The 23,856-nt window shown below is 69.7% G+C and carries 25 protein-coding genes; 12 read left to right on the plus strand and 13 right to left on the minus strand.

All coding sequences use genetic code 11. The features are described from left to right. Nucleotides 1-24 precede the first annotated feature (24 nt). Nucleotides 25-594: a nuclear transport factor 2 family protein gene (locus F8566_RS15890; RefSeq protein ID WP_225993223.1), complete on the plus strand. Its 570-nt coding sequence runs from the start codon at nt 25-27 to the stop codon at nt 592-594. A gap of 1,010 nt (nt 595-1,604) precedes the next feature. Here F8566_RS15890 and ligA read toward each other — a convergent pair. After that, nucleotides 1,605-3,662: an NAD-dependent DNA ligase LigA gene (ligA, locus tag F8566_RS15895; RefSeq protein WP_151561023.1), complete on the minus strand. Its 2,058-nt coding sequence runs from the start codon at nt 3,660-3,662 to the stop codon at nt 1,605-1,607. A gap of 151 nt (nt 3,663-3,813) precedes the next feature. On the opposite strand from ligA, the gene F8566_RS15900 reads away from it, so the two are divergent. Then, nucleotides 3,814-5,247, plus strand: coding sequence for a hypothetical protein (locus tag F8566_RS15900; protein WP_225993224.1), 1,434 nt, complete (start codon nt 3,814-3,816; stop codon nt 5,245-5,247). A gap of 64 nt (nt 5,248-5,311) precedes the next feature. On the opposite strand, the gene F8566_RS15905 is transcribed toward F8566_RS15900, so the two are convergent. The 3 genes from F8566_RS15905 to F8566_RS15915 are packed head-to-tail and all read right to left on the minus strand — an operon-like array spanning nt 5,312 to nt 6,811. Further along, entirely contained in the window at nt 5,312-6,082 is a 771-nt protein-coding gene (locus F8566_RS15905; RefSeq protein ID WP_151561024.1) for a sugar isomerase domain-containing protein, read from the minus strand. Next, nucleotides 6,075-6,512, minus strand: a complete 438-nt coding sequence (locus F8566_RS15910) for a PTS sugar transporter subunit IIA (RefSeq protein WP_192809694.1) — start codon at nt 6,510-6,512, stop codon at nt 6,075-6,077. Before F8566_RS15910 ends, F8566_RS15905 begins: the two co-directional genes overlap by 8 nt. Next, nucleotides 6,509-6,811, minus strand: a complete 303-nt coding sequence (locus F8566_RS15915) for a PTS sugar transporter subunit IIB (RefSeq protein WP_192809695.1) — start codon at nt 6,809-6,811, stop codon at nt 6,509-6,511. Before F8566_RS15915 ends, F8566_RS15910 begins: the two co-directional genes overlap by 4 nt. Nucleotides 6,812-7,120: 309 nt before the next feature. Between F8566_RS15915 and F8566_RS15920 the strand changes: the two genes are divergently transcribed. Then, entirely contained in the window at nt 7,121-7,945 is an 825-nt protein-coding gene (locus tag F8566_RS15920; protein WP_225993225.1) for an alpha/beta fold hydrolase, read from the plus strand. Here F8566_RS15920 and F8566_RS15925 read toward each other — a convergent pair. The 4 genes from F8566_RS15925 to F8566_RS15940 all read right to left on the minus strand — a co-directional run bounded on the left by F8566_RS15925 (nt 7,935) and on the right by F8566_RS15940 (nt 11,709). Then, entirely contained in the window at nt 7,935-8,765 is an 831-nt protein-coding gene (locus F8566_RS15925; protein ID WP_151561026.1) for an ABC transporter permease, read from the minus strand. The genes F8566_RS15920 and F8566_RS15925 overlap by 11 nt on opposite strands. Continuing rightward, nucleotides 8,762-9,838, minus strand: coding sequence for an ABC transporter ATP-binding protein (locus tag F8566_RS15930; protein ID WP_151561027.1), 1,077 nt, complete (start codon nt 9,836-9,838; stop codon nt 8,762-8,764). The genes F8566_RS15925 and F8566_RS15930 overlap by 4 nt, the downstream gene beginning before the upstream one ends. Next, complete coding sequence (locus tag F8566_RS15935) at nt 9,835-10,944, minus strand: hypothetical protein (RefSeq protein ID WP_151561028.1); 1,110 nt, start codon at nt 10,942-10,944, stop codon at nt 9,835-9,837. Before F8566_RS15935 ends, F8566_RS15930 begins: the two co-directional genes overlap by 4 nt. A 117-nt stretch (nt 10,945-11,061) precedes the next feature. Beyond that, complete coding sequence (locus F8566_RS15940; protein ID WP_225993226.1) at nt 11,062-11,709, minus strand: TetR/AcrR family transcriptional regulator; 648 nt, start codon at nt 11,707-11,709, stop codon at nt 11,062-11,064. A gap of 80 nt (nt 11,710-11,789) precedes the next feature. On the opposite strand from F8566_RS15940, the gene F8566_RS15945 reads away from it, so the two are divergent. The 5 genes from F8566_RS15945 (at nt 11,790) to F8566_RS15965 (ending at nt 17,112) form a co-directional block, all read left to right on the plus strand. Next, nucleotides 11,790-12,971 (plus strand): FAD-dependent monooxygenase, encoded by a 1,182-nt coding sequence (locus F8566_RS15945; protein ID WP_151561030.1) that lies wholly within the window; start codon nt 11,790-11,792, stop codon nt 12,969-12,971. 96 nt (nt 12,972-13,067) lie between these two features. Next, nucleotides 13,068-14,540: a purple acid phosphatase family protein gene (locus tag F8566_RS15950; protein WP_151561031.1), complete on the plus strand. Its 1,473-nt coding sequence runs from the start codon at nt 13,068-13,070 to the stop codon at nt 14,538-14,540. An 87-nt stretch (nt 14,541-14,627) separates the two neighbouring features. Further along, the gene (locus F8566_RS15955; RefSeq protein ID WP_151561032.1) at nt 14,628-15,524 is read left to right on the plus strand and encodes a transglutaminase domain-containing protein; all 897 of its coding nucleotides are present in this window, start codon (nt 14,628-14,630) and stop codon (nt 15,522-15,524) included. A gap of 61 nt (nt 15,525-15,585) precedes the next feature. Then, complete coding sequence (locus tag F8566_RS15960; protein ID WP_151561033.1) at nt 15,586-16,215, plus strand: alpha-ketoglutarate-dependent dioxygenase AlkB; 630 nt, start codon at nt 15,586-15,588, stop codon at nt 16,213-16,215. Between the two features lie 153 nt (nt 16,216-16,368). Beyond that, complete coding sequence (locus F8566_RS15965) at nt 16,369-17,112, plus strand: L,D-transpeptidase family protein (RefSeq protein ID WP_151561034.1); 744 nt, start codon at nt 16,369-16,371, stop codon at nt 17,110-17,112. A gap of 112 nt (nt 17,113-17,224) precedes the next feature. Here F8566_RS15965 and F8566_RS15970 read toward each other — a convergent pair whose 3' ends face one another. Both F8566_RS15970 and F8566_RS15975 read right to left on the minus strand, forming a co-directional pair. Beyond that, complete coding sequence (locus tag F8566_RS15970; protein WP_151561035.1) at nt 17,225-17,680, minus strand: VOC family protein; 456 nt, start codon at nt 17,678-17,680, stop codon at nt 17,225-17,227. Between the two features lie 79 nt (nt 17,681-17,759). Continuing rightward, a complete protein-coding gene (locus tag F8566_RS15975) occupies nt 17,760-18,371 on the minus strand; it encodes a TetR/AcrR family transcriptional regulator (RefSeq protein ID WP_151561036.1) in 612 nt (203 codons plus the stop codon). Nucleotides 18,372-18,463: 92 nt separating this feature from the next. On the opposite strand from F8566_RS15975, the gene F8566_RS15980 reads away from it, so the two are divergent. The 3 genes from F8566_RS15980 to F8566_RS15990 all read left to right on the plus strand — a co-directional run bounded on the left by F8566_RS15980 (nt 18,464) and on the right by F8566_RS15990 (nt 20,566). After that, a complete protein-coding gene (locus F8566_RS15980) occupies nt 18,464-19,042 on the plus strand; it encodes a dihydrofolate reductase family protein (protein ID WP_151561037.1) in 579 nt (192 codons plus the stop codon). A 10-nt stretch (nt 19,043-19,052) separates the two neighbouring features. Next, the gene (locus tag F8566_RS15985; protein WP_151561038.1) at nt 19,053-19,634 is read left to right on the plus strand and encodes a dihydrofolate reductase family protein; all 582 of its coding nucleotides are present in this window, start codon (nt 19,053-19,055) and stop codon (nt 19,632-19,634) included. A gap of 65 nt (nt 19,635-19,699) precedes the next feature. Next, nucleotides 19,700-20,566: an arylamine N-acetyltransferase family protein gene (locus tag F8566_RS15990; protein ID WP_151561039.1), complete on the plus strand. Its 867-nt coding sequence runs from the start codon at nt 19,700-19,702 to the stop codon at nt 20,564-20,566. On the opposite strand, the gene F8566_RS15995 is transcribed toward F8566_RS15990, so the two are convergent. The 3 genes from F8566_RS15995 to F8566_RS16005 form a co-directional block, all read right to left on the minus strand. Then, nucleotides 20,542-20,955 carry an ATP-binding protein gene (locus F8566_RS15995; RefSeq protein ID WP_225993227.1) on the minus strand — a complete coding sequence of 138 codons (414 nt, stop codon included), beginning with the start codon at nt 20,953-20,955 and terminating at the stop codon, nt 20,542-20,544. The genes F8566_RS15990 and F8566_RS15995 overlap by 25 nt on opposite strands. A 138-nt stretch (nt 20,956-21,093) precedes the next feature. Further along, nucleotides 21,094-22,494: a sensor histidine kinase gene (locus F8566_RS16000; RefSeq protein ID WP_151561040.1), complete on the minus strand. Its 1,401-nt coding sequence runs from the start codon at nt 22,492-22,494 to the stop codon at nt 21,094-21,096. Continuing rightward, nucleotides 22,491-23,147 (minus strand): response regulator transcription factor, encoded by a 657-nt coding sequence (locus F8566_RS16005; protein ID WP_151561041.1) that lies wholly within the window; start codon nt 23,145-23,147, stop codon nt 22,491-22,493. Before F8566_RS16005 ends, F8566_RS16000 begins: the two co-directional genes overlap by 4 nt. A gap of 155 nt (nt 23,148-23,302) precedes the next feature. On the opposite strand from F8566_RS16005, the gene F8566_RS16010 reads away from it, so the two are divergent. Then, a complete protein-coding gene (locus tag F8566_RS16010) occupies nt 23,303-23,854 on the plus strand; it encodes a hypothetical protein (protein WP_151561042.1) in 552 nt (183 codons plus the stop codon). Nucleotides 23,855-23,856: the final 2 nt, after the last annotated feature.

The raw sequence follows: 23,856 nt of genomic DNA on the forward strand, positions 1-23,856 counted from the left end.
GAAAAGGGGTCCTGCTCACTGCCCATGGTGGTTGATTGGGTCAACAAAGGGGGTGCAACCATTCGAGCCGCGCGGGGTTCACCGGACATCAGAGACTTCGATGAACGGGAGCTGGCCGTGATCGCAACGAGTCCAACGGAACCGCTGGGCGCGGATCGACGAGCTCCAGCCGACGCCTGGTCGGTCATGGAGAAGTTCTATGCGGCAGAGGCCGCTTACATCGCCAGCGGTGGATACGGCAAGGCCAACTACGCCGAAGTCGCCGCCTACCTGGATCCCGAGGTCGTTCTGCACCAGGCTCCGGGGTTGCCATTCAGCGGAACGGGGACATGGCGGGGTCACGAGGGCATGGAGCGATTCCTCGCCGCCTTCAGCCAGACCTGGGAATCAATGGAATTCTTGGAACAGCATCACTGGGGCGATGCAGACACCGTGGTGGTGCACAACCGGGTTCGCTTCCGCGCCCGGGCCACCGGCCGCGAAGTGGAAACCCTGATCTTGCAGCTCATCACCGTCAAAGACGGGCGCATGCTCGAATGCCGCCCCTTCTACTGGGACGCCGGCGCCATCACCGATGCCTGCACCCCCACCTGATCCCCAGCGATGAAAGCAAGCGGCGATCAACCACTGTCGATGCATCCCAGCCAGGCCACAACACTCGCAGACCTCGCATCCGTCACGAAATGTGTGCTGGATCCGCAAACTCACACCCACAGGTGGCCGACCATCCCAACAGCCACCACCGCACGTGAGCTCTATCGGGAGGCGGCAGCGCCGGCCTCGCGCACAGCGCGGCAAGCCGTTTCTCCACCACCAAGCGCCACGTCAGCGCGTAGCCCCACCCCTCACCTCGCTGCCGAGTCTGTGCCGCGGCCCTGGCGCACCTGGTTAACGAGCACCTTCCGGGACTGTTGACCTTCCACGACCTCCTGCGCTCCCATGCCACCGAACACATTCACGCCGACCCCGAACGGCCCGCCGCGTTCTGGATCATTACCTGTACACCGCCACCCTGCGCACCGGCATCCATCGGTGGGGGTGACACTCGAAAAGCCAACCATGCGACGGCGTGGGCCTGGTTCGCGAACGAATACCCCGCCTGCTGGCCAGTGAGCGGATGCACGGGTCGCCACCCACGCCTCGTAACTCCAGGGGTTCATCGAACGACGAGGTCACTGGCGCAGCTGGGCCGCCAGCCGGCACAGCGACGATCGGTTCGGACAGGCACCACCCCTTGGCTGCGCATCCCCTCGCTGGGCTGCTTCGAAGAGGCCGCCTCCACTGGACCTGTTCGAGCAGCTTGGTGACCTCGCGGGCCGAGCCACCGTTCACCTGGACTTCGGCCGCTGGCATACCCGTCGTGGGCGCATTCCGGAAAGCCGCGATCACGACCGGCGGGCGCTGGACCTGGTCGTGCCGCCGGATACCGGCTCGGGGAGATCGAGCGCTCAATGATCTGTCAGTACGAGCAGACCCTCGCGTACTCGCGATCAGGAGGGAGAGCGGTGATTGAGGCGAGCGCGCTCCGGTCTGATCCAGGCAACTACCGGCTCTCGCCAAGGTTCCGGCCGGAAAGTGGGCGCGGGCACGGCGTCTGGGTGTCGTCAGAGGTAGTCGGCTATCAGGGTGGCGAACTCTTCGGGGGTTTTGATCTGTACTTCCAGCTTTTCGGCTTTGGCCTTCTTGGAGCCTGCCTTGTCGCCGGCTACCAGGAGGGAGGTGCGGGCGGAGACTGAGGAGGAGGCCTTGCCGCCGGCGCGTTCGATGAGCTCGTTCATCTCGTTGCGGGAGAGATCGGCCAGCGGGCCGGACATGGCGCCGGTCACGACGACGGACATGCCGGCCAGGGGGAGGCCGGCCGATGGTTCCTCGGTGGGGGCGGTGGCGCCGGGTTCGGTCATGGTGAGGCCTGCGGCGATGAGCTTGTCGATAAGGGGTGCCAGCTCGGCGATCTCTTCGACCAGGACGGGGGCCTTTTCGGGGCCGATGCCGTCGACCTGCTGGAAGGCCTCGGCATCGGCGGCGCGGATGGCTTCCATGGTGGCGAAGTGGCGGGCTATGCGGCGGGACATGGAACGGCCTGTGCCGCGGACGCCCAGGGCGCAGAAGACCTTGTTGAGGGGTTCGGCCTTGGCCTGCTCGATGGCGGCCAGGAGGTTGTCGGTGCTGATCTCGCCCATGCGGTCGAGCGCGAGGAGTTGGTCGCGGGTGACGGAGAAGAGGTCGCCGAAGTCGGTGATCAGGCCGGCTTCGACGAGCTGGTCGATGCGGTTTTCGCCGAGGCCCTCGATGTCGAGCTGGTCGCGGCCCACGGCGTAGCGGACGGAGGCGATGGCGTGGCAGGTGCGGCCGCGGACGCAGCGCCAGCGTTTTTGGGAGTCATCGATCGCGTCGCCGCAGCGTGGGCACGTTGAGGGGATGTGGATGGGCGTCTCGTCGCCGGTGCGGAGGTGCGTGACGGGGGCCTCCACGCGGGGGATGACGTCGCCGGCCTTGTAGACGGTCACGTGGTCGCCGACCATCAGGTCGCGGCGGGCGATGTCGCCGGCGTTGTGGAGGGTGGCGTAGGTGATGACCGAGCCGTCGACCTCGACGGGCTCCAGGACGGCGCGGGGGGCGATGATGCCGGTGCGGCCCACGTTCCACTCGACGGAGAGGAGCTTGGTGATCTTTTCGACGGCGGGGAGTTTGTAGGCGACCGCCCAGCGGGGGGCTCGGGAGGACAGACCGGCCTTCTCCTGGTCGGCGGCGAGGTCGGCCTTGATGACGATGCCGTCGATGCCGAAGGCGAGCTCGGCGCGGAGGGCGGCGATCTTGTCTACGTGTTCCCGGACCTGGGTGATGGTCGTGCAGGTGATGGCCCCGGCGGGGGTGGCCGCGCTGGTCTGCACGCCGAGCCCGGCGGCGAGCTCCATGATCTGACTGTGGGGCAGCGTGCCGAGGCGCTCGGTCAGGTCGGCCGGCGAGGTGGGGAGCGGGAGGGCGCCGTAGGCGAAGAAGGTCATCTCGACCTGGTACGGACGGTCCTTGGCGCGGAGGGAGCCCGCCGCGGCACTGCGGGGGTTGGCGAACTCGGGGCCGCCGTGCACGACCCGGGAGGCGTTGGCGGCCTCGAACTGCTCGCGGGTCATCAGCACCTCGCCGCGGAACTCCACGGTCAGCGGCTCGTTCAGCCGGGAAGGGAGGCCGAGGATCGTGCCGATCGCGTGCGAGACGTCCTCACCGGCGGCGCCGTCCCCGCGGGTGACGAGCTGGACGAGGCGGCCGTCGCGGTAGCGAGCCGAGATCGCCAGGCCGTCCAGCTTGGGCTCGACGCTCCATACGGCGACCGGGCGGTCCAGCCTGCGTTCCAGCCCTGCGGCCCAGGAGGTGAGGTCGTCGGCGCCGAAGACGTTGTCCAGGCTGAGCATCGGGATCGTGTGCGGCACGTCGCCGATCACCGCGCCGCCCGCGACCTTGCCGGTGGGAGAGTCGGGCAGCACGTGCTCAGGATGCGCCTGCTCGTAGGCGGCGATGCCGCGCACCAACCGGTCGAACGCGTCGTCGTCCAATGGGGAGTCGCCCTCGCCGTAGTAGGCGGCCGCGGCGGTGATCGCGGTCTGCACGGCGGCGGCGTAGGCAGCCTGATCGTCGATCTCGGTGAACCCCGGAGCGTTCGTCATGACCACATCATGCCGGTTGGGTACGACAATTTGCCCAGGTCGGAGGCCATGCTCAACGTCCCTGGCGGCTGGTGTCCAGACCCGCCCGATCACGCGAATGCGCTGGCCGGCGAAAGGTCGGCAGTACGGTCGTGGCGCAGGGGGACTCATCATGGCCGCTTACCATCGGCGACGGTTTCTGGCTTGTGCGGCGGGGGCGGCGCTTGCCGGGCTCGGTCCGGCGAAGGCCCCGGAGTTGGTCAGTGCGCGCACGCTCTTCCGCTGGGTCGAAGAGATGTCCGACCTCGGCCCGCGCTTCACCGGGAGCCAGGCCCACCGCCGCTATCTTCGCCAGGTTGAGCGGCAGCTGGAGTCGTACGGGTTGAACGTGCGGCGCCATCCCGTTCCCCTCGACCAGTGGGAAGCGCGATCGTGGTCCCTCAAGGTGACCGACGCCGGCGGCCTCACTCACCAGGTCCCGGTGGCCTACTACCGCCCGTACTCCGGGGAGACGCCGGCAGGTGGCGTACGAGGTGGGCTGGTCGATGTCAAAGCCGGTCAGGCGGCCGACTATCAGGGGAAGGACGTTCGCGGCCGGATCGTGGTGGCCGACTATCCGATCACGCCGGGCGGCGCGATCTCCGCTCTCGCGGGCCACCTCAAGCTGGCGCCGGAGCTCAGCGCCGAGAACTACACGCGGGTCTGGCAGGCGACACCGGCGCAGCTCAGCCTCGACCTCGCCAGGCGGAACGGCGCGATCGCGATGGTCGACATCATGGATCTGGCGCCCGAACACGCCCGCGGGCAGTACTCGCCCCATCAGCAGCCGCAGACCGGCCTGCCCACGCTCCACCTCGACCGTGTCCAGGGGCGCCGCCTCCGCGATCTCATGAACGCGGGTCCCGTCACCGCCACCCTCACGCTCAGGGCGTCCAGGAAGAACAGCACGATCGACTACCTGACCGCCGAGCTCAAGGGCGGCGGCGCGCTGCCGGGAGCCATCATGGTCGGGACGCATACCGACGGGCAGAACGCGATCGAGGAGAACGGCGTGCCCGCCATCCTGGCGCTCGCGGGGTATTTCGCGCGCGTGGCCCGGGCCGAGCGACCGCGCGACATCATCTTCGTCTTCTCGCCCAACCACATGAACTCGCACCAGGACACGCCCGATCTGAGCGCGTGGCTGAAGCGGAACGGCGAGATCCGGAGCCGGATCGCGGCGTCCCTCGTTCCCGAGCACCTCGGCGCGCTCGGCTGGGCAGAGGATCCGGCGACCGGAGCGTACGGCCCGACCGGACGATCCGAGCCAGCCGTGATCGGCACCGGCAACAGCGCCGCCCTGACGGCCCTCGCCATCGACCAGGTCAAGCGGGACGGCTTGGAGCGGACGGCGGTGCTCAAACCGTTCAACAACGGTCTCTACGGCGAGGCCACGTACCCGTACCGGCTCGGCATCCCCACTGCGACGCTGATCAGCGGCCCGGCCTACCTCGTCCAGGTCGCCCGCGACGGCCATCTCGACAAGATCGATCCCGGTCTCATGCACCGCCAGACGGTCTTCCTTTCCCGGCTGCTGGCCAGGATGCTCGCGCTCCCCGCCTATTGAGCGCCTGCCTGCCGGGCCTATTGAGCGCCTGCCTGCCGGGCCTATTGAGCGCCTGCCTGCCGGCCTACTGAGGGCCTGCCTGCCGGTGGAACGACGAGAGCACCTCGGCCGCGCCCGTGAGCTCGGGGATGCGGTGCCGGTAGCGCTCCAGCAGGCCACGGTTGACCGCGTCGCCGCCGGGCACGTTGGCGCTGACCCAGCGCGGCGGCTCGACACCGCGTTCGGCAGCGAGATCGTCGAGGTCGGCCAGCAGCCGCGACCAGGCGTACGACGCCAAGATCGTGGACACCGCGGCGGTCCTCGGGGCACCCGCGGGATGGACGACGTCGCCCGGTGGCACGGTCGTGTCGATCACGACCGTGGCGTGGTCAGCGAGCATGGTCTCCGTACGGGCGGCGGCTCGTATCGACGCCTTGGGCGACGTCACCGCGATCACCGGCACGCCCAGCGCCGCGCACTCCTGGGCGATCTCGACCGGGTAGGGGTTGCGGCCGCTCGTCGAGAAGACCACGGCGACGTCCGGCGGGGCGGGCGACGCGGCCTGGACGACCGTGCGGCCGAGCCCCTCCTGCCGTTCGGCGCGGGTGCTGCGCAGGGCGTCCGGCAGCGGGAGCACCGCCGGGTCCCACATCGGCCGCACCAGGGCCAGCCCGCCAGCCCGGTAGAACGTCTCGAAGACGAGCGCGAGTGAATGCCCGGAGCCGGCCACGTGCACGATGCCGTCGGCCTCGACGGTGTCGAGGAGCAGGGCCGCCGCCGTGGAGATCGCCTTCGCGGACCGCGCGTCGAGCTCGTCGAGCAGCGCACGGACCCGCTCAGGGAAGATCTCAGGCATCGGGAAGGGCCCCCTTCAGCTCACCGGCCAGGGCGTCGTGGTCGGCCGCCGCGCGGAGCCGGTCGGCCAGCCCGCCCGAAAGCGCCCGGGCCAGGCGGGAAAGCGAGGCGACGTGCGCGTCCGGGCCGGGGGTGCAGAACGCGAGCAGCAGATCGACCGGGTCGTTGTCCCGATGGCCGAACTCCACCGGCGTGGCCAGCCGCGTCACCGCGACGCCCACTCCCAGCCCGCCGTCCTCGGGACGGGCGTGCACCAGCGCCAGCCCCTTGGTGAGCACGATGTACGGGCCGTTCTGCTCGACGACTTTGACGCATGCGTCCGGATAGTCCGGTCCCGCGACGCCCAGCTCGACCAGCGCGACGGCTGCCTCGCGGACCGCGGCCCGCCAGTCGGCGGCCACCACGGCGTCGCGTGCCCCGACCTCCGTCATACCAGCCATCCCTTCTCGCTGAGCGCCACCCGCAGCTGCTCCTCCAGGCCCTCCTTGTCGAGGAAGTCGCTGATCGTGATGACGATGGGGGCCAGGTCGGCGATCTCGCCGGTGTGCATGCCCTGGCCGATGATGACGTCGGCGGTCATGCCGCGCGCGGTCGAGACGTCGGTGTTCTCCACGCGGGCGTCCACGCCGAGCGCGCTCAGCGCGTCCTCCGCCGTCATCTTCAGCATGAGGCTGGACCCCATGCCGACGCCACAGACGGCGAGCACGTCGAGTCTCCGGTCCAGTGCCATTCTTCACTCCTGTGTGTACGGAGGTGGGTGTACGGAGGCAGGTGTACGGAGGGCCGCTTGATCAGCACGTGCACCGGCAGACTGAGACAAGAATGGTTAATACCTCTTCGCGGGGCAGGTGCCGACGACTGCGAGGGTACGCAGCCATTCCCAAACTGGTCAATACCACTTTCACCGGGGCGGCCGCCTCGCCGGCCACCGGCCCCTCGGGCACCCCTGATCAGATCAGCGATCATCGGGTAGACCGGTATACGTGGTGCAGAACACCGGGAACGTCCGATGAGCAGATACGTCCGATGAGCAGCGTGGATGAGCAGAGTGGATGAGCAGCGTGAACGTCTGATGGGTTCATGGACTGCGCTCAGTCCCCGGCGACGCGTGCTCGTGGGCGGGGTGGTGCTCGCGGTCCTCGCGGTCGCGGTCGTCATGGGCGTCCGGGCCGTGCTGCCCGGAGCCGACGACCGCGAGGTCGCACAGGACCGGCCGGGCCCTGTGCTGCTCATCCCCGGCTATGGCGGCGGTGTGGGCGGCATGCGGATCCTCGCCGAACGGCTGCGCCAGGAGGGGCGCCAGGCCGAGCTCGTTCAGCTGCCCGGGGATGGACGCGGCGATCTGCGGGAGCAGGCTCGGACGGTCGATCGTTACGTGGCCGACGCGCTGCGCGGAGGCGCTCCGTCCGTCGATCTCGTGGGCCACTCTGCGGGCGGGGTCGTGGCGCGGCTCTGGGCCCAGGAGCACGGCGGTGCAGGGAAGGCCCGCCGCATGGTCACGCTGGGTTCGCCACACCACGGGGCCGAGCTCGCCACGGCTGGGTCCGCATTGGGCGTCGCGTGCCCGGCGGCCTGCCAGCAGCTCGTGCCGGGAAGCTCGTTGCTGCGCAGGCTCGGCGACGATGCGCCTGAACGGCCCGCGCTCATGTCCGTTTGGACGACACGGGACGAGACCGTGACACCCCCTACGTCATCACGCCTGAACGGTGACGCCGTCAACGTTGAGCTCCAGTCCATCTGCCCCAGTGCGCGAACCGACCACAGCCAGCTGCCGTCGGATCCTCAGGTCGTCGGGATCGTGCTGCGCGCGCTCGGCACCGGCCCGTTCGAGGCCCCGAAGAGCTGCGGCCCACTCAACTCGTGACGTCGCGGGTGGCGAAGTTGGCCCAGGAAGCCGCCAGCAGGACGCCCACATAGACCGCCTGCAGCGCCAGGCCACGTTCGATGTCCCGCCACAGGATCGGGTCGCGGAAGAAGTCGACCCAGGCCAGCCAGTAGCGAGTCAGGAGATAGGGCTGAACGGACGCCGCCGCGTCCAGGGTCACGAGGACCTGGCTGGTGACGAGGGCCGCGAGCGCGCCCAATGCGGCCGCCAGGGGCGAGTCGGTGAACGTGGAGAGGAACAGGGCCAGCGCACCGACACCGAGCATGGAGAACCCGATGTAGAGCACGGTGTAGGTGATGCGGAGGGCCACCTGGACGTCCGAGAGGCCCGTCCCCGAGACCGAGGTGATCAGCTCGGATCCGGCGAGCGCCGACGCCGGCTCGGTGCCGAAGATCGCGACGCCGATGGCGTACGAGGTGGCGGCGACGGCCACGACCGCGAGCATCACGTACGCGGTGAGCGCGATGAGCTTGGCCACCAGGAGCCGGGTACGCCCCACCGGCCGCAGCAGCAGGTAGCGCAGCATGCCGGAGCCCGCTTCACCCGCGATGGAGTCACCGCCGACCACAGCGACCGACACCGGCAGGAACAGCGGCAGCACCATGGCGAGCGCGGCCGCCGGATAGAGCGAGCCGTTCGACAGGACGGCGGACAGGAAGGTCGGCCCCTCCCCCGGCGGCGGCGCGACCTCGGTGACGCCCAGGAAGATCGCGACGATGGCCGGCAGGCCGCACAGCAGGGCCAGCGACACCCAGGTACGCGGGCGGCGCACGAGCTTGGCCAGTTCGGTGACGATCATTCAAGGAACTCCCGCGACGTGCCCTGCCAGGCGTCCGGTTCCGAGCCCGGGCTGAGGCTCGTTCCCGTGCCCGTGCCCGTGCTCGCGCTCGGGCGGGTCTCGACCTTGCGTACGCCGTCCACGTGCACGCCGGGCCCGTCCAGTTCGGCGGGTTCGGCGGGTTCGGCGTCCAGCCGGTCGGAGCCGGGGCCGGTGGCCTCCAGCACCACGTCTTCGAGTGATCTGCGCTGGACGTGGATCTCGTCGATCCGCAGGCCCTCGCGGACGAGGCGGGCGTTGAGCTCGGCGGCGTCGGCCGTCCGGACCAGCAGCCGGGCGCCGTCCCGGTGCTCCACCCCGCCGTCGAGCAGCGCCACCGCCCGGTCCGCGTCCGGGGTGTGGACGACGACCCGGCCGGTCGGCGACCGCACCTGGCTCATCTCCTCTTCGAGCACCAGATGGCCGCGGTCCATGACCCCGACGCGGGTGCACAGCTGCTCGACCTCACTGAGGAGATGGCTGCACAGGAAGATCGTCGTGCCGTTGGCGTTGAGCTCCTCCAGCAGGTCGCGTATTTCGCGGATGCCCTGAGGGTCGAGGCCGTTGGTGGGCTCGTCCAGCACGAGCAGCCGAGGCTGGTGGAGGAGCGCGGCGGCGAGCCCGAGGCGTTGCCGCATCCCGAGCGAGTACGTCTTGACCGGCCGGTCATCGACGCCGGAGAGCCCGGCCCGGGTCAGCGCCTCCTCGACCCGGAGCCGCCGGGCCTTGCGCGACCCGCCGCCCCCGGGACCGGAGGCGTCGAGGAAGGTGAGGTTGGCCCGGCCGGAGAGATGCGCGTACGCGCCGGGGCCCTCCACCAGCGCGCCGACCTCGCGGAGCACCTCGTTGGTGCGGCGCGGGATGGGCTGCCCCATCACCTCGATCTCCCCGGACGTCGCGTACACCAGGCCGAGGATCATCCGCACGAGCGTCGTCTTGCCCGAGCCGTTCGGCCCGAGCAGCCCGTAGCGGTCGCCCTCCCGCACGTTCAGATCGACCTCGTGCACGGCGGTGATGCGGCCGAACCGCTTGGTCAGCGCCCGTGTGACGATCATGAGATCAGCTCGTTGGCGGCGGTGCGCAGCAGGTCCGGCCGTACCGGCCCCGCCAGCAGGAACGTCCGGCCGATCGCCTCTTCGCGGACCAGGACGGCGGTCAGGACCGAGGTCTGCAGCGCGAGCGCCTCGCCTCGCGACACCGCGAGCGAGCCCGCGCCGGCCGTGCGCGCCGCCTCGAAGACCCGCCGCCCGTAGCGGCCGGGCAGCGGCGCCACGACGAACGACGAGTAGCCGCCCGAGTAGGCCCGGACGCTGGCGATGGACGGCGTGGAGTCCAGCGCGGGACGGCCGGCCAGCGAAGCCGGCATGCGCTCCGTCGTCCGCGAGGCCAGCCGCGCGAGCAGGTCGAAGGTGTCGACCTCCGACGTCCGCACCCCGGGCGCGAACCGCGGCGCCACGGCGGACGCGGCGGGGCGCGCGAAGCGCACGTCGAGGAGCCGGGTGGTCAGCACCGCCCGGCTCCCCCCGCGCGGAACGATCCGTACCTCAAGCGGAACCCCCGTCTCTGGGTCGGCCCAGATGTCCACCGAGCCGATCGTGGTCGCGGAATCGGCGGGCGTCACGCGCAGCCCGGCGGCCGAACGGCCCGCGATGCGGCGCGTGTCCAGGCCGGTCAGGCGGTCGGCCGGGGTGCTCAGGCGCAGCAGCCTGCGGCCGAGATCGGGCGGCATGAGATCGGCGGCGTTCGGCAGCCGGACCGTCTGCGCCCCCTGGATCTTGGTCAGCTGCTCGCTCTCGTAGTCCCAGATCGCCAGGCCGGTCTTCGATCGCAGGAAGTCTCGTTCGCCGGTGGCGGTGACGAGGGCGACGCGCCAGTTCTCCGGCGCGTCGTACCAGACCCGCATGCGAGAGGTGCCGCCGAGCAGCCCCGTCGCGTCGTCCAGGCCCGGCAAGTCAGGGATGCCCAGCGAGCCGGTGCTCTCCGCGAGGCCCTGGTAGGGCCGCTCGGCCGAGCCGAGGATCAGCCCGCGCAGCCGCTGCGGATCGACGTCCGCCCCGGCGACGGGGAACGCGGCGATCGCGAACGGGATCGAGCACAGCGCGGCCACCAGCGCCGTGACCAGAAGCCACCGGCGCCGCGCCTCACCGCGAACCACGCTCACCTTTGCCACCGTACGTCGAGGTTCCCGAAATGCACCGGTCTGAGACGTACTTCCATAGAAGCACCTCTGATGCACTGATCCCGTCATGCACCTAACGAGGCGAGGCCTAAAAGCAGCCTAAAGAGCCGCCCGGCCACCGGACGAGCGGGCACCGGAGGAGTGGCCACCGGACGAGTTGCCACCGGACGGGTGGAGACTGAACGAGCGGAGGACGTCGAGCAGCGCGGCGCGGAGTTCGGCGGCGGTGAGGTCGAGGGCACCGGCACCCGCGAGATGGTCGAAGAGGAGGCCGTCGAGGCAGGCGACCAGCACCGGCGCCTGCCGGGCCGGGTCGGGCGCACCGATGGCGGCGAGCATGTGCTCGGCGAGCAGGCGCGGTCGCGAGCCTGCCTCCACGAAGACCGCCCGGAGCTCCGGCCTGCGGGTCGCCTCCAGCGCCAGCTCGTAGCGGGCGAGCATCCGGACGCGCCCCTTGGTCGTCCAGAATTCGAACAGCCCGGCCGCCGCCTCCGCGACATCGGCGAGATCCGCCTTGCCGGAGAGCGCGGGCCGGTCGGCGAGATCGGCGAGATCCACCTCGACGAGCCGGTCGATCGCCGCCCGCAGCAGCGCCTGGCGGGTCCTGAAGTAGTACGAGCAGGAGCCCTCGGGCAGACCCGCCGCCCGGTCGACCGCCCGGTGGGTCAGCCCGCGCATGCCCGCCTCGGCCAGCGTCGTGATCGCCGCGTCGGCCAGCTGCCGGCGCCTGGACATGGCCTCGGTCACACCCTCACGTCCTCCCTTGAATCGCGGCTCTACAACTGTAGAGTACGGATATCTACTACAGATGTAGAGAGGGCTCGAAGATGAGCGACGCGCAGCCGAAGAGCGAGCGGCGGGGCGGTGGGCGGCAGCGCACCGCGATCGTGGCCGGCGGCGGGATCGGCGGGCTGGCCGCCGCGATCGCCCTGATCAACCGGGGCTGGCAGGTCGACGTCCTGGAGAAGGCACCCGCGTTCGGCGAGGTCGGCGCCGGGCTGTCCCTCTGGCCCAACGGCGTGCGAGCCCTGGACGCGCTCGGCCTCGGCGAGCAGGTCCGGGCGCGGGCGCTCGTCGAGACCCAGGGCGGCATCCGCGACACCGCGGGCCGATGGCTGTCACGCACCGACGTCGAGGAGCTCGACCGCCGCTTCGGCCCGCTGGTGATGACGCACCGCGCCGACCTGCTGGAGATCCTCCGCGACGCGGTGCCCACCGGCGCCCTGCATGTGGACACCGAGGTGGAGGACGTCCGGGTGGACGGCGCGCAGGTCGAGGTCGTGCACGGCGACGGCGTCGCGCGGGCCGATCTGCTCGTCGGCGCCGACGGCATCAACAGCCGGGTCCGGCATGCGGTCTGGCCCGACGCGCCCGAGCCCGTCTACGCCGGTTACACCGCTTGGCGGCTTGTCGTCGACCCGGACCAGAAGATCGACGCGGGCGGCGAGACCTGGGGCCGGGGCCTGCGGGTGGGATTCGCGCCCCTGCCGGACGGCCGGGTCTACCTGTTCGGAGTGGCGAACGCGCCGACGGGACGGCACAGCCCCGGCAGCGAGCTGGCCGAGCTACGCCGCACCTTCGCGACCTGGCATGAGCCGATCCCGGCACTCATGGAAGCCGCGACCGAGGACGCCGTCATGCGGCACGACATCTACGAACTGCCGCCGCTCGCGACCTTCGTCTCCGGCCGCGTCGCCCTGCTCGGCGACGCCGCGCACGCGATGACCCCCAACATGGGGCAGGGCGCCAACCAGGCTCTCGAAGACGCCGTCACCCTCGCCGCGTTCCTCGACCGGAACGCCACCATCGAGTCCGCGCTCGCCGCGTACGACGCGAACCGCCGCCCGCGCACCCAGATGATCGCCAAGCGCTCGCACCGCATCGGCGTGGTCGCCCAATGGACCTGGGGTCCGGCGGTGAGGCTGCGCGAGACCGCCCTCCGGATCATCCCGGCGAGCTCCATGTTCCGCGCCCTGACACCCGTCCTCAACTGGCAGCCGCCGTCCTGACCCGTCCCGCCCGCCTGATCACCATCTCATCCAGAATTTGAGCAGCGTTCACATTTGGGCCTGGCTGGGTGCCGGAACCGCTGGGACGCTGCGCACATGATCTGTTGCAGGCCCAGCCGGCGGGAGTTGTTGCGCTGGAGCGTGGTGGTGGCGGGCGCCTCTCTCCTGCCGGTGACCGATCCTGAGCGGGTGTACGCGGCGGCGGCGCGGTCCGGGGCGGCACGGTCCGGGATGGCACGGGCCGTCGACCTGGAACTCGTCACGCTCACCGAGACCAGCGCGATCCTGACCTGGTACACCGGAGTTCCGGGCACCGACGACGGCTTGGGGCGGATGAAGCCCGCCCCTGCCGACAGCGAGGTGGAGTACGGGACACACCCGGGCCGGCTCACGCAACGAGCCACCGGACCTGCGAATACGCCGTACCACTATGTGGAGATTACCGGGCTGGAGCCGGGCCGCACCTATTACTACCGGGCCCGTTCCCAAGGCAAGGCCGCGAGCGCCACGCCGCTGGCCTTCGGGCAGGCGGCAGGCACGCCCCACGCGTACGGCGTCTTCAGTTTCACGACTCCGCAACCGCCGCCCGGCTCGTTCCTCTTCTCAGTGGCACTCTGCAACGATCTCCACGTCGGTGAGACGGTGGCGGGCCTCGTGGGCCAGCTGCCCTGGATCAAGGGAATCGAGCAGGTCCCCGGCCACCCGCCGTACCCGGAGATCATGGCCAAGGCGCTGGTCGAGGACGCACGGCGGCGCGGAGCGAGCTACCTGCTGGCCGCCGGTGACGTCACGAGCGAGGCGGTGCCGGTCGATGTCGGGCGTGCCAGGACCCTGCTCGACGGCTTCGGGTCGTACGGCCGGGACTACCTTGTCGCCCGGGGCAACCACGACCGGGCCCACGAAGGTGCCGCCCACGCCTCGTGCAGTCCCGGGCAATGGCAGGGCCGCGACTGTTTCCGCGACGGCTTCTTCGTCGAAGGACCGACGTACTTCACGAATGACCTGCACGGCCTCCGCGTCATCGGGCTCGACACGTACGACAAGCCGGGCAACGGCGGGGACTCGGGTGGCCTGGGCAAAGAGCAGTACGCCTGGCTCGAGAGCAGGTTGAAGGACAACCCCGACCAGCCCACGATCGTGTTCGGGCACCACCCGCTCTTCGTGGAGAACGCGCCGCTGGCCATCACCGGCGGACAGTCGATCGAGGCCGGTCAGGCGATCTCGATCCTGCGCGCCTACGACCGCGCGCCCGGCGTCTTCCTGCACCACGCCGGGCACACGCACCGCAACCAGCGCTCGGTCTTCCCGCTCGCGCCCCGGGTCGTGCAGCAGGAGGTCGCCGCGGTCAAGGAGTACCCGGGCGGCTTCACCTTGCTGCGCGTCCACACCGGCGGCTACGCCCTGAACTTCTACAAGACGCGCGGCGACCTCGCACGGGCATGGAGTGAACGCAGCAGGCAGGAACTGTCCGGCTTGTGGCCGCAGCTGTCGCTCGGTAACCGCGTGACCGACCGCAACAGCGTCACCCACGGCGACCTGTCCGGAATCAGCCGCCCACAAAGCCATTAAGTCAGCAATTTTATTCAGGTTGAATAAAACGCCCAAAAAATGTCACGATCCCCGAGTCGTCGCCACCGTCGTCAAGGGGAGAACGTCGTGATCGATTTCTATTCGTCGCAGAGCACATTCACCGATCCGGGCGAGCTGGGGGCATGGATCGACGGCGTCCCAGGTGATCTGGAGGGTGTGCGCCGGGCCGCTGCGCAATTGGTCTTCCACTACTGGGCGCACGGCGACATCACCGAGCACGGCTTCGCCCCCGAACGCCGGGCGGAGATCAATCTGCGGTACGCCGACGTGATGCTGCGCCGCGCACGTGAGCTCAATTCGGCCCCGCCGCCCGCCGACCGGGTCCCGACCGAGCAGCTGGTGGGGTGTTGCCGGGACAACACCGTGCTGTTCCTCACGCTCGCCCGCCACCACGGCATCCCTGCCCGCGGCAGGGTCGGTTTCGCCGGCTACCTCGTTCCGGGCCTGTTCATCGACCACATGATCCCCGAGGTGTGGGACGCCGTGGAGGGACGCTGGCGGCTGGTCGAGCCGGAGTTCCCGGACGGCTACACGCCGCCCGGCGAGGACACTCCCCTCGACCTGACGGACGTTCCCCGGGATCGTTTCCTGGCCGGGTCGGAGGCGTGGGAGTTGTGCCGGGCGGGCAAGATCGATCCGGAGCGCGTCTCGGTCGGTCCCGGGTTCGACCTGCCGTTCCTGAAGTCGTGGCCGTATCTGGTCCACAACCTCGTCTTCGACCTCGCCGCGCTCAACAAGGTCGAGATGCTCCTGTGGGACGGCTGGGGCATGATCGACACGACCGACGCGCCGGATGAGGCCACGTTCGAGCGGATGGACAGGCTCGCCGCGCTCGTCAACGACCCCGCCGTGACGCTCGACCGGATCCAGGCCGCGTACGACGATCCCGATCTCCGGGTGCCGCCGGTGGTCTCCAGCTACCCGCCGCCTGACAACCAGCGGATCCAGGTAAGGCTGCGTTGAGCTGGGCGCACGCCATGATCATTCGAACGTATGTTTGACCGGCTCGGATATATTGGGCGGTATGAACGGAGCCATCCAGGGCCTTCTGCTCGACTGCACCGAGGAGACGGTCGTCGGCGCGCTCGGGGAGTCGGTGCGGCGGACGCATCTTGAGCATGGGGCCTGGATCGACGTGCGGCCCGGCTGGATCTCCGGCTCGGACGCCCTGTTCGAGCGGCTGCTGACGGAGGTGCCCTGGCGTGCCGAGCAGCGGCGGATGTACGACCGGGTGGTCGACGTCCCCCGGCTGCTGAGCTTCTACGACGAGGACGCCCCGCTCCCCGATCCGGTGCTCGACGAGGCCAAGGACGCCCTCAGCGCCCACTACGCGGACGAGCTCGGCGAGCCGTTCCGGACGGCGGGGCTCTGCCTCTACCGCGACGAGCACGACAGTGTCGCCTGGCACGGCGACCGGACCGGGCGAGGCCGGGCCGAGGACACCATGGTCGCGATCATCTCGTTCGGCGCGCCTCGTTCGTTGTTGCTTCGACCGCGCGGCGGCGGCGCGGCACGGCGCTACGGCATGGGCCCGGGCGACCTGCTGGTGATGGGCGGCAGTTGCCAGCGCACGTGGGAGCACGCGATTCCCAAAAGCACCAAGGCCGCCGGGCCAAGGATCAGCGTGCAGTTCCGCCCCCGCGGCGTTCGCTGAAACGACGCCGGAACGGCACTGGAACGGCACTGGAGCGCGCTGGAACGGCGCTGGAACGGCGGCGAATAGGTCACGGTGGCCCCAAGCGCTACTTGCGTGATCTAAGGTGCCCTTGGGTCAATTGACAATTCCAAGGACAGGGGGCCGGTAGGCATGCGCCTGAAGATCGCCGGACTTGCGTTGGTCGCCGGGGCCGTGGTGGCACCGCTCATCTCCTCACCGGCCGAGGCCGCCGCACCCTCGGCGAGCGCTCCGAGCACCGCGGCCACGACGGCGGCGAGAGCCGCTGCGCCGCCCACGCTCTACTACGGCTCCAAGGGCAAGTACGTCACCTACCTGCAGAAGCGCCTGCGGGCGCTTCGCTACGACCCGGGCTCGATCAACGGGAAGTACGGCAAGGACACGCTCTACGCCGTGTGGGCGTTCCAGAAGGTGAACGGTCTCAAGCCCGGCAGCAAGGGCACCGTCGGCAAGGGCACCTGGGCGGCGCTGGCGAAGCCCAAGTCGCCCGTGCGGATCGTCAAGAAGCCGGCCGCCAGCCGCGTGGAGATCTCCAAGAAGCGCCAGCTCGTCGTGGTCTACAAGAACAACAAGGTCTACCTGATCACGCACACCTCGACCGGCAACAACAAGCGTTACTGCTACAAGGGCGAGTGCGACGTCGCGCGCACGCCGGTCGGCAACTTCAAGGTCACCCGCAAGATCAACGGCTGGCGGCACGCCAAGCTCGGCGACCTCTACAAGCCGATCTACTTCTACCGGGGCTACGCGCTGCACGGCTCGCCGAGCGTGCCGCTCTACCCGGCCTCGCACGGCTGCGCGCGCCTGCCGATGAAGCACACCGCCGACCTGATGTTCAAGATCATCCCGGTCGGCTTCCGCGTCTACGTGCGCTGACCCGGAGCCACAAAGCAGCGAGCCACCACCGCATCAAGCACCACAGAACCGAGCACGACAAAGGCCCGTGATCGTCCCAGCGGCGGCCACGGGCCTTTCGCATGGGCCACGCCTACTGGCCCGCCTGCTCCTGACCTGCCTGCTCCTGGCCCGCCTGCTCCATGGCGGCCCGGTCCATGTACATGACCTCCCAGTGGTGGCCGTCGGGGTCCTGGAAGCTGCGGCCGTACATCGGTCCCATGTCCATGGTGTCGCTGGCGGGCGAGCCACCCGACGCCAGCGCCGTGTCGACGAGCCGGTCGACCTCCTCACGGCTGTCCGCGGACAGCCCAATCATGGTCTCGGTGGTCGTCGCGGCGTCGGCGGTCGCCTTCCCCTTGGGCAGGAACCCGGCGAAGAACTGCTCGGTGAGCAGCATGGCGTAGTTGTGTCCCTCGGCGAGCACCAGGCAGGCCGCGTTCTCGTCGGTGAACATCGGGTCGAACGAGTAGCCGAGCTTGCTCCAGAAGGCCTTGGCCTGCTCGAGGTCCCGCACGGCGAGGTTCACGAAAATCATCTGGCCGGCCATGGTCATCTCCTTCACGGCTGCGCTGAGCCGAACGTTGGAACGTGGTGTCGTGGAGGTAGACCATGGCCATTTCGAAAACTCATCGGAGATCAAGCGTCGGATCCGGCTCGCGTGACGGCTCGCGCGGCAGGGCGCGCTCGACGGCCGCGGCCACCAGTGCGTCGATCTCCTTCTCCGTGAAGACGTCCGGCAGCGTGAGCCGCTCCACGATGAGCCAGTTCAGCGCCAGATGCAGCAGGACGACCGTGGTCTCGTCGCCCGGCAGTCCCGAGTCCCGGTGATGCGAGACGTTGGCCTGGACGTCGCGCCGGATCGTTCGCGTGAGGACCTCGCGCAACTCGGGCCGGCGAGTGGCCTCCAGGCGTAGTTCCAGGAGGGCGAGGTATCCCGAGCGGAACGCGGCGACGTTCTCCACGGTGGTGCGCATGACCTCGGTGAGGCGCTCCCTGGTCCGCGGTCCCGCCAGGTTCCGGGTGATCGTGGCCTCGTCCGGCTGGTAGCGCTCGTAGATCCGGCCGCCGACCTGGTTGAACAGGTCGTCCCGGTTGGCGAAGTAGTTCGAGGCCGTACCGATCGGGCAGCCCGCCTCGGCGTCGATGGCCCGGAACGTCAGGCCGCGGGCACCCTCCCTGGCCAGGACCTCGATGGCCGCGTCGATGAGCGCAGCACGACGCTCCAGGTTCTGCCGCATTCCGTCCTCCGTGAATCAAGGGTTGACACCACTACGGGCACAGTACTACGTTCAGACCACTACATCCGAAGCACTTCGAATGGAGTAGCCAGATGCGAAGCCTGACCTACTACGTGGCGAGCACGATCGACGGCTTCATCGGCGGCCCGGACGGGAAGTCCGAGTTCTTCCCCTGGTCGGCCGACATGATGGAGTACCTGAACGAGGGCATGCCCGAGACCGTCCCGACCGCCTTCCGGGCACCCGCGGGCTTGGCGGACGCGGCGAACAGGCGCTTCGACACGGTGCTGATGGGCGCCGGGACCTACCGCATGGGCCTGGAGGACGGGATCATCAGCCCCTGGCGGCACCTGCGGCAGTACGTGTTCTCCGGCAGCATCACGGAGATCGACGAGCCCGGGGTCACGCTGGTCCCGAGCGACCCGATCGGGGCGGTGCGGCGGCTGAAGAACGAGGAAGGCGGGCTCGGCATCTGGTTGTCCGGCGGCGGGAGGCTCGCCGGCTCCCTGCTCCCGGAGATCGACGAGCTCATCATCAAGCTCTACCCGGTCGTCATCGGCGCGGGCATCCCGGTCTTCGCCACCAAAGAGCTCAAGGTCGGCCATTTCGACCTGACCGGCACGCGCATGTTCAGCAACGGCGCGGCCGTTCTGACCTACACCAAGAAGTGAGGAAGCCTTCATGCGAAAGCTCGTCTACTTCATCGGAACGACCATCGACGGCTTCATCGCCGCCCCGGACGGCGACCTGGCCTTCTTCCCGCTCACCGACGACGTCGTGACGTTCCTGAGCTCGGAGTACCCGGAGACGCTGCCCGTCCAGGTCCGCGAGCAGCTCGGGATCGCCGACGCCGCGAACCGGCGCTTCGGCACCGTCATCCAGGGCCGCGCCACGTACGCCCCGGCGATCGAGGCCGGGCTGACCAGCCCGTACCCGCACCTGCGCCAGTACGTGGTCTCGGAGACGCTCACCCCGAGTCCCGACCCGGCCGTGACCATCATCTCCGGCGACGTCACCGGCAAGGTCCGGGCGTTGAAAGCCGAGGAGGGCACCGAGAAGGGCAGGGACATCTTCCTGCTCGGCGGCGCGCGGCTCGCCGGATCGCTGCTTCCCGAGATCGACGAGCTGGTGGTCAAGATCTACCCGGTCGTCGCAGGTGCCGGCATCCCGATGTTCGGCACGGGCTTCTCGCCGCTTTCGTTCCGGCTCACCGGCACGCGTACGCTCGACGGCGGTATGGCCCTCCTCTCGTACGAACGCTGACCACCCGGAATCTCCGGCGGCAATGCGGAGTTGCTCGGACAAAGAGATTGATCGGATGGGAAGAAATGGAGACTGCGCCCATGTCGGACAGCGGCTATGGATGGGACGGCGGCGAACTCGACATCGACGCGTATCTCTCCCGGATCGGGTTCGACGGTGAACGGGCGCCAACGCTGGAGACGCTGCGGGCCCTGCAGCGCGGGCACACAACGTCGATCCCGTTCGAGAACCTGGAGATCATGCTGGGCCGCCCGATCCTGCTGGACCTGGAGAACCTCCAGGACAAGCTGGTCAGGCGCCAGCGCGGCGGTTACTGCTACGAGCACACGATCTTGTTCGCCGCCGCGCTGGAACGGCTCGGTTTCGGGGTGACCGCCCTGTCGGCACGCGTGACCTTGGGCGCGGACGAGATACGGCCCGCGACCCACGCGGTCCTGCGAGTGACGACGGCCGGCGACGACCGGGTGTGGTTGTGCGACGTCGGCTTCGGCAGGGGCCCGCTGGAGCCGATCGAGTTCGCGGACGGCGCCGAGGCGGTGCAGGACGGCTGGCGCTTCCGGCTGGAACGCAGGACCGGCGCGCTGGACACCGACCTGTGGGTGCTCCACCAGTACGGCGGGGAGGGCTGGGTCGACCGCCACACCTTCACACTCAATCCGCAGTACTCGTTGGACTACGCGGTGGGCAACCACTACGTCTCCACGAGCCCGCGCTCACCGTTCACCACCCGGCCGTTCGCCCAGCGGTTCGGCCCGGAGGTCCACCACGTGCTGGACGGGACCACTTGGACGACCACCCGGCCGGACGGCTCCACGCAGACGCGCGAGGTCGAGGAATCGGAGATCCCCAAGCTGCTCGACGAGGTCTTCGGGGTGACGCTCGACGCCGCCGACGCGGCGAGGCTCGGTCAGCCGTCCCTTACGGCCCGGTAGCGGACCCAGACGACCTTGCCGCCCATGGGCATCTGCCGGGTCCCCCACTCCTCGGCGAGCAGGTCCACGATCTCCAGTCCCCGGCCGCCGATCTCCTCGGGATCCGCGGCCCGGGGTGCCGGCAGGTCCGAGGACGGATCCTCCACTTCGATGCCGACCACCCCCTCCTCCTCGGCCCAGAGCCGCAGATCGATCTGCGCGCCCGGGGCCGCGTTCACCGCGTTGGTCGCCAGCTCGCTGACGATCAGCACGAGATCGGGGGTGTGCGCCGCCATCCCCCACATCGACAGATGAAACTCGGTGAGGTCACGCAGCAGGCCGACCGCAGCAGGCACCGCACGCACCCGCTGCTCGAACCGCTGTCCGTCGAGCCCCCGCCGTCCGGTCATGATCGCCATCTCTCCGCCCTCGCGGTCGAGATCGAGAGGCCACGTCGCTCTCGGCGCCTCCCCAACGAGGTGTTTGTGACGCGATCGGCCCCGATGGTCTTTTTCAGTCCGCAGTACGGACGCCACCACGGCCAGGGTTCAACGGTCTCGGGACTCGCCGATGACCTCGGACGACGACCACCGGTCCGCCGGCGGCGAAGTGGCCCCCGGCAGGACGGACGGCTCCGTGTGGACAGACGTCTCCACACGGAGGGACGGCTGGGTGACTGACGAGGGGACGGCGGCCGGCGGCCGTTGGGCGGGCGGCGTCGGCGGCGGCATCGGGGACGACGGAAGCTGAACATGCAGCACGAGGCCGCCCTCAGGGCGGGGCGAGGCGGTCACGGTGCCGCCGTGGGCGGTGGCGGTGGCGCGGACGATGGACAGGCCGAGGCCGGTGCCGCGGTCGGAGCGCACCCGGTCGTTGCCCAGCCGGCGGAACGGCTCGAAGATCGTTTCTGTCTCGTACGGCGGGACCACGGGGCCGGTGTTGGCCACGGTCAGCTCGACCCAGCCGTTGTGGCGCGCGGTCCTGATCCACAACTCGCCGCCCTCGGTGTTGTGCCGGACGGCGTTCTCCACCAGGTTCTGGACGAGCCGTTCGACCAGGACGGGATCACCGGCGGTGGGCGCGGGGTCGAGGCGGCGGTGGGTGGTCACACCGCGTTCGGCTGCCTCGGCGGAGGCCTGGTCCAGGACGTGCCCGGCCACCACGGCCAGGTCGAGCGGCGACCTGTCGACCACGGCGTTCTCCGTGCCCGCGAGCGTGAGGAGGCCGTCGATGAGCCGTTCGTGCCTGGTGTTGACGACCAGCAGCGACTCGCCCAGCCGTTTGACGTCGTCGGTCGCGTCCGGACGGCGCACCGCCACGTCCACCAGCGTCCGGTTGATCGCCAGCGGGGTGCGCAGCTCGTGCGAGGCGTTGGCGACGAACCTGCGCTGGCCGTCGAACGCCCGCGCCAGCCGTTCCAGCATCGCGTCGAAGGTGTCGGCCAGTTCTTTAACGTCGTCGCGCGGGCCCGTGTAGGCGATGCGTTCGCCCAGATGCTGGCTCCGCGTCACGCGCCGCGCGGTCTCGGTGATCGAGTGCAGCGGGCGCAGCGCCCGGTCCGCGAAGATCCAGCCGAGCCCCAGCGCGACCGCACCGACCAGACCGAGGGCGATCGAGCCGTAGGTGAGCAGGGCGTTCAACGTCTCCCGCTGGGTCTGGCCCTCGGCCTCCACCAGGAGCTCGCCGACCTGGTCGGGCCGGTACACGGTTCCCGGTGGCGCCTCCTTGAATTCCCTGACGAACATGCCTTCGGATGGGGGAATCCCCGAGCCCTCCGGCCGGGGGGAGCTGCTGGAGACGAACTTCTCGGACCCTCCGGGGAGGCTGCTCTTGACCAGGAAGTAGGTCAGGGCGAGCAGGACGATGCCGCCGACCAGGAACAGGCCGCCGTACACCAGTGCCAGCCGGACCCTGATCGTGGGCCGGAGTGCCGCGGTGAGCGTCGTCATGGAATTCGGTACCCCACTCCCGGAACGGTCTCGATGACGGGCGGGTCACCGAGCTTGCGGCGCAGCTTCATCAGCGTCACCCGGACGGTGTTGGTGAACGGGTCGGTGTGCGCGTCCCAGACCTTCTCAAGGAGCTGTTCGGCCGAGACGACCTCGCCGTCCGCGCGCATCAGCTCGGCGAGCAGCCCGAACTCCTTGCGCGCGAGCTGCACGTACCGGCCCTCCCGGTAGACCTCGCGACGGGCCGGGTCCAGCTTGATGCCCGCCCGCTCCAGCGTGGGCGGCGCCGCCGGGCGGGCGCGGCGGCCGAGGGCGTGGACGCGGGCGACCAGTTCCTCGAACGCGAACGGCTTGGTCAGGTAGTCGTCGGCGCCCAGCCGGAGGCCCTCGACACGGGCGGGCACCGTGACCGACGCGGTCAGCATGATCACCCGGACGTGCGCGCCGGACTCCACCACCGCCTGGCACACGTCGTCGCCGTGGACGACGGGCAGGTCCCGGTCGAGCACCAGCACGTCGTAGTCGTTGACGCCGAGGTACTCGAGCGCGGCGTCCCCGTCGTACACCACGTCCACGGCCAGTGCCTCGGCCCGCAGGCCCTCGGCTATCGAATCCGCGAGCATGCGCTCGTCCTCGGCGATCAGTACGCGCACGGTCCCCGTCCCTCATGCCACCGGTGTCCGCAGCACAGCCTGCGGCAATCGGCGTAACGCGGGCATAACGCGAAGTGGTTACGGGGGGTTTAACGGCAACCCGCTGAACTTCGGTTCGTCCAGCCGTCCATGAAAGTCGACAAGGAGACGAATCGATGCGGCGACAACTGTTCGCGATACCGGCCCTGTTGCCGGTGCTCGCACTCGGCCTGGCGGCCTGCGGAGGAGACGGCAAGGGCGCGAGCACCTCTCCCACCGCCAAGCAGACCGACGAACTGTCGGCAATGCGGAACTTCGCCAAATGCATGCGTGACAACGGCATCAACATGGCGGACCCGCAGCAGGGCTCGGGCGGCGGCATGGTCACCAGGGTGGAGGGCAAGAAGGGCGACGACGACCCCGGGAAGATGAAGGCCGCCGAGGCCAAGTGCAAGCACCTCATGCCGAACGGCGGGAAGCCTCCCACGCTCAGCCCGGAGGAGGTCACCAAGTTGCGGGCCTTCGCAAAGTGCATGCGCCAGCGCGGCATCAACATGCCCGATCCGGGCGACGACGGCAGGATCGAGCACAAGGTCGAGAGCAAGGGCGGCGCCGGCGTTCCCAAGGAGGAGTCGATCGGCGAGAACCCGGAGAGCCCGAAGTTCCAGGCCGCCGAGAAGGCCTGTGGTCACCTGCAGCCGGAGCGTCCCGGTCAGAAGGGGAACTGACC

The organism is Actinomadura rudentiformis (assembly GCF_008923185.1).
In the GTDB taxonomy this organism is placed as follows: Bacteria; Actinomycetota; Actinomycetes; order Streptosporangiales; family Streptosporangiaceae; genus Spirillospora; species Spirillospora rudentiformis.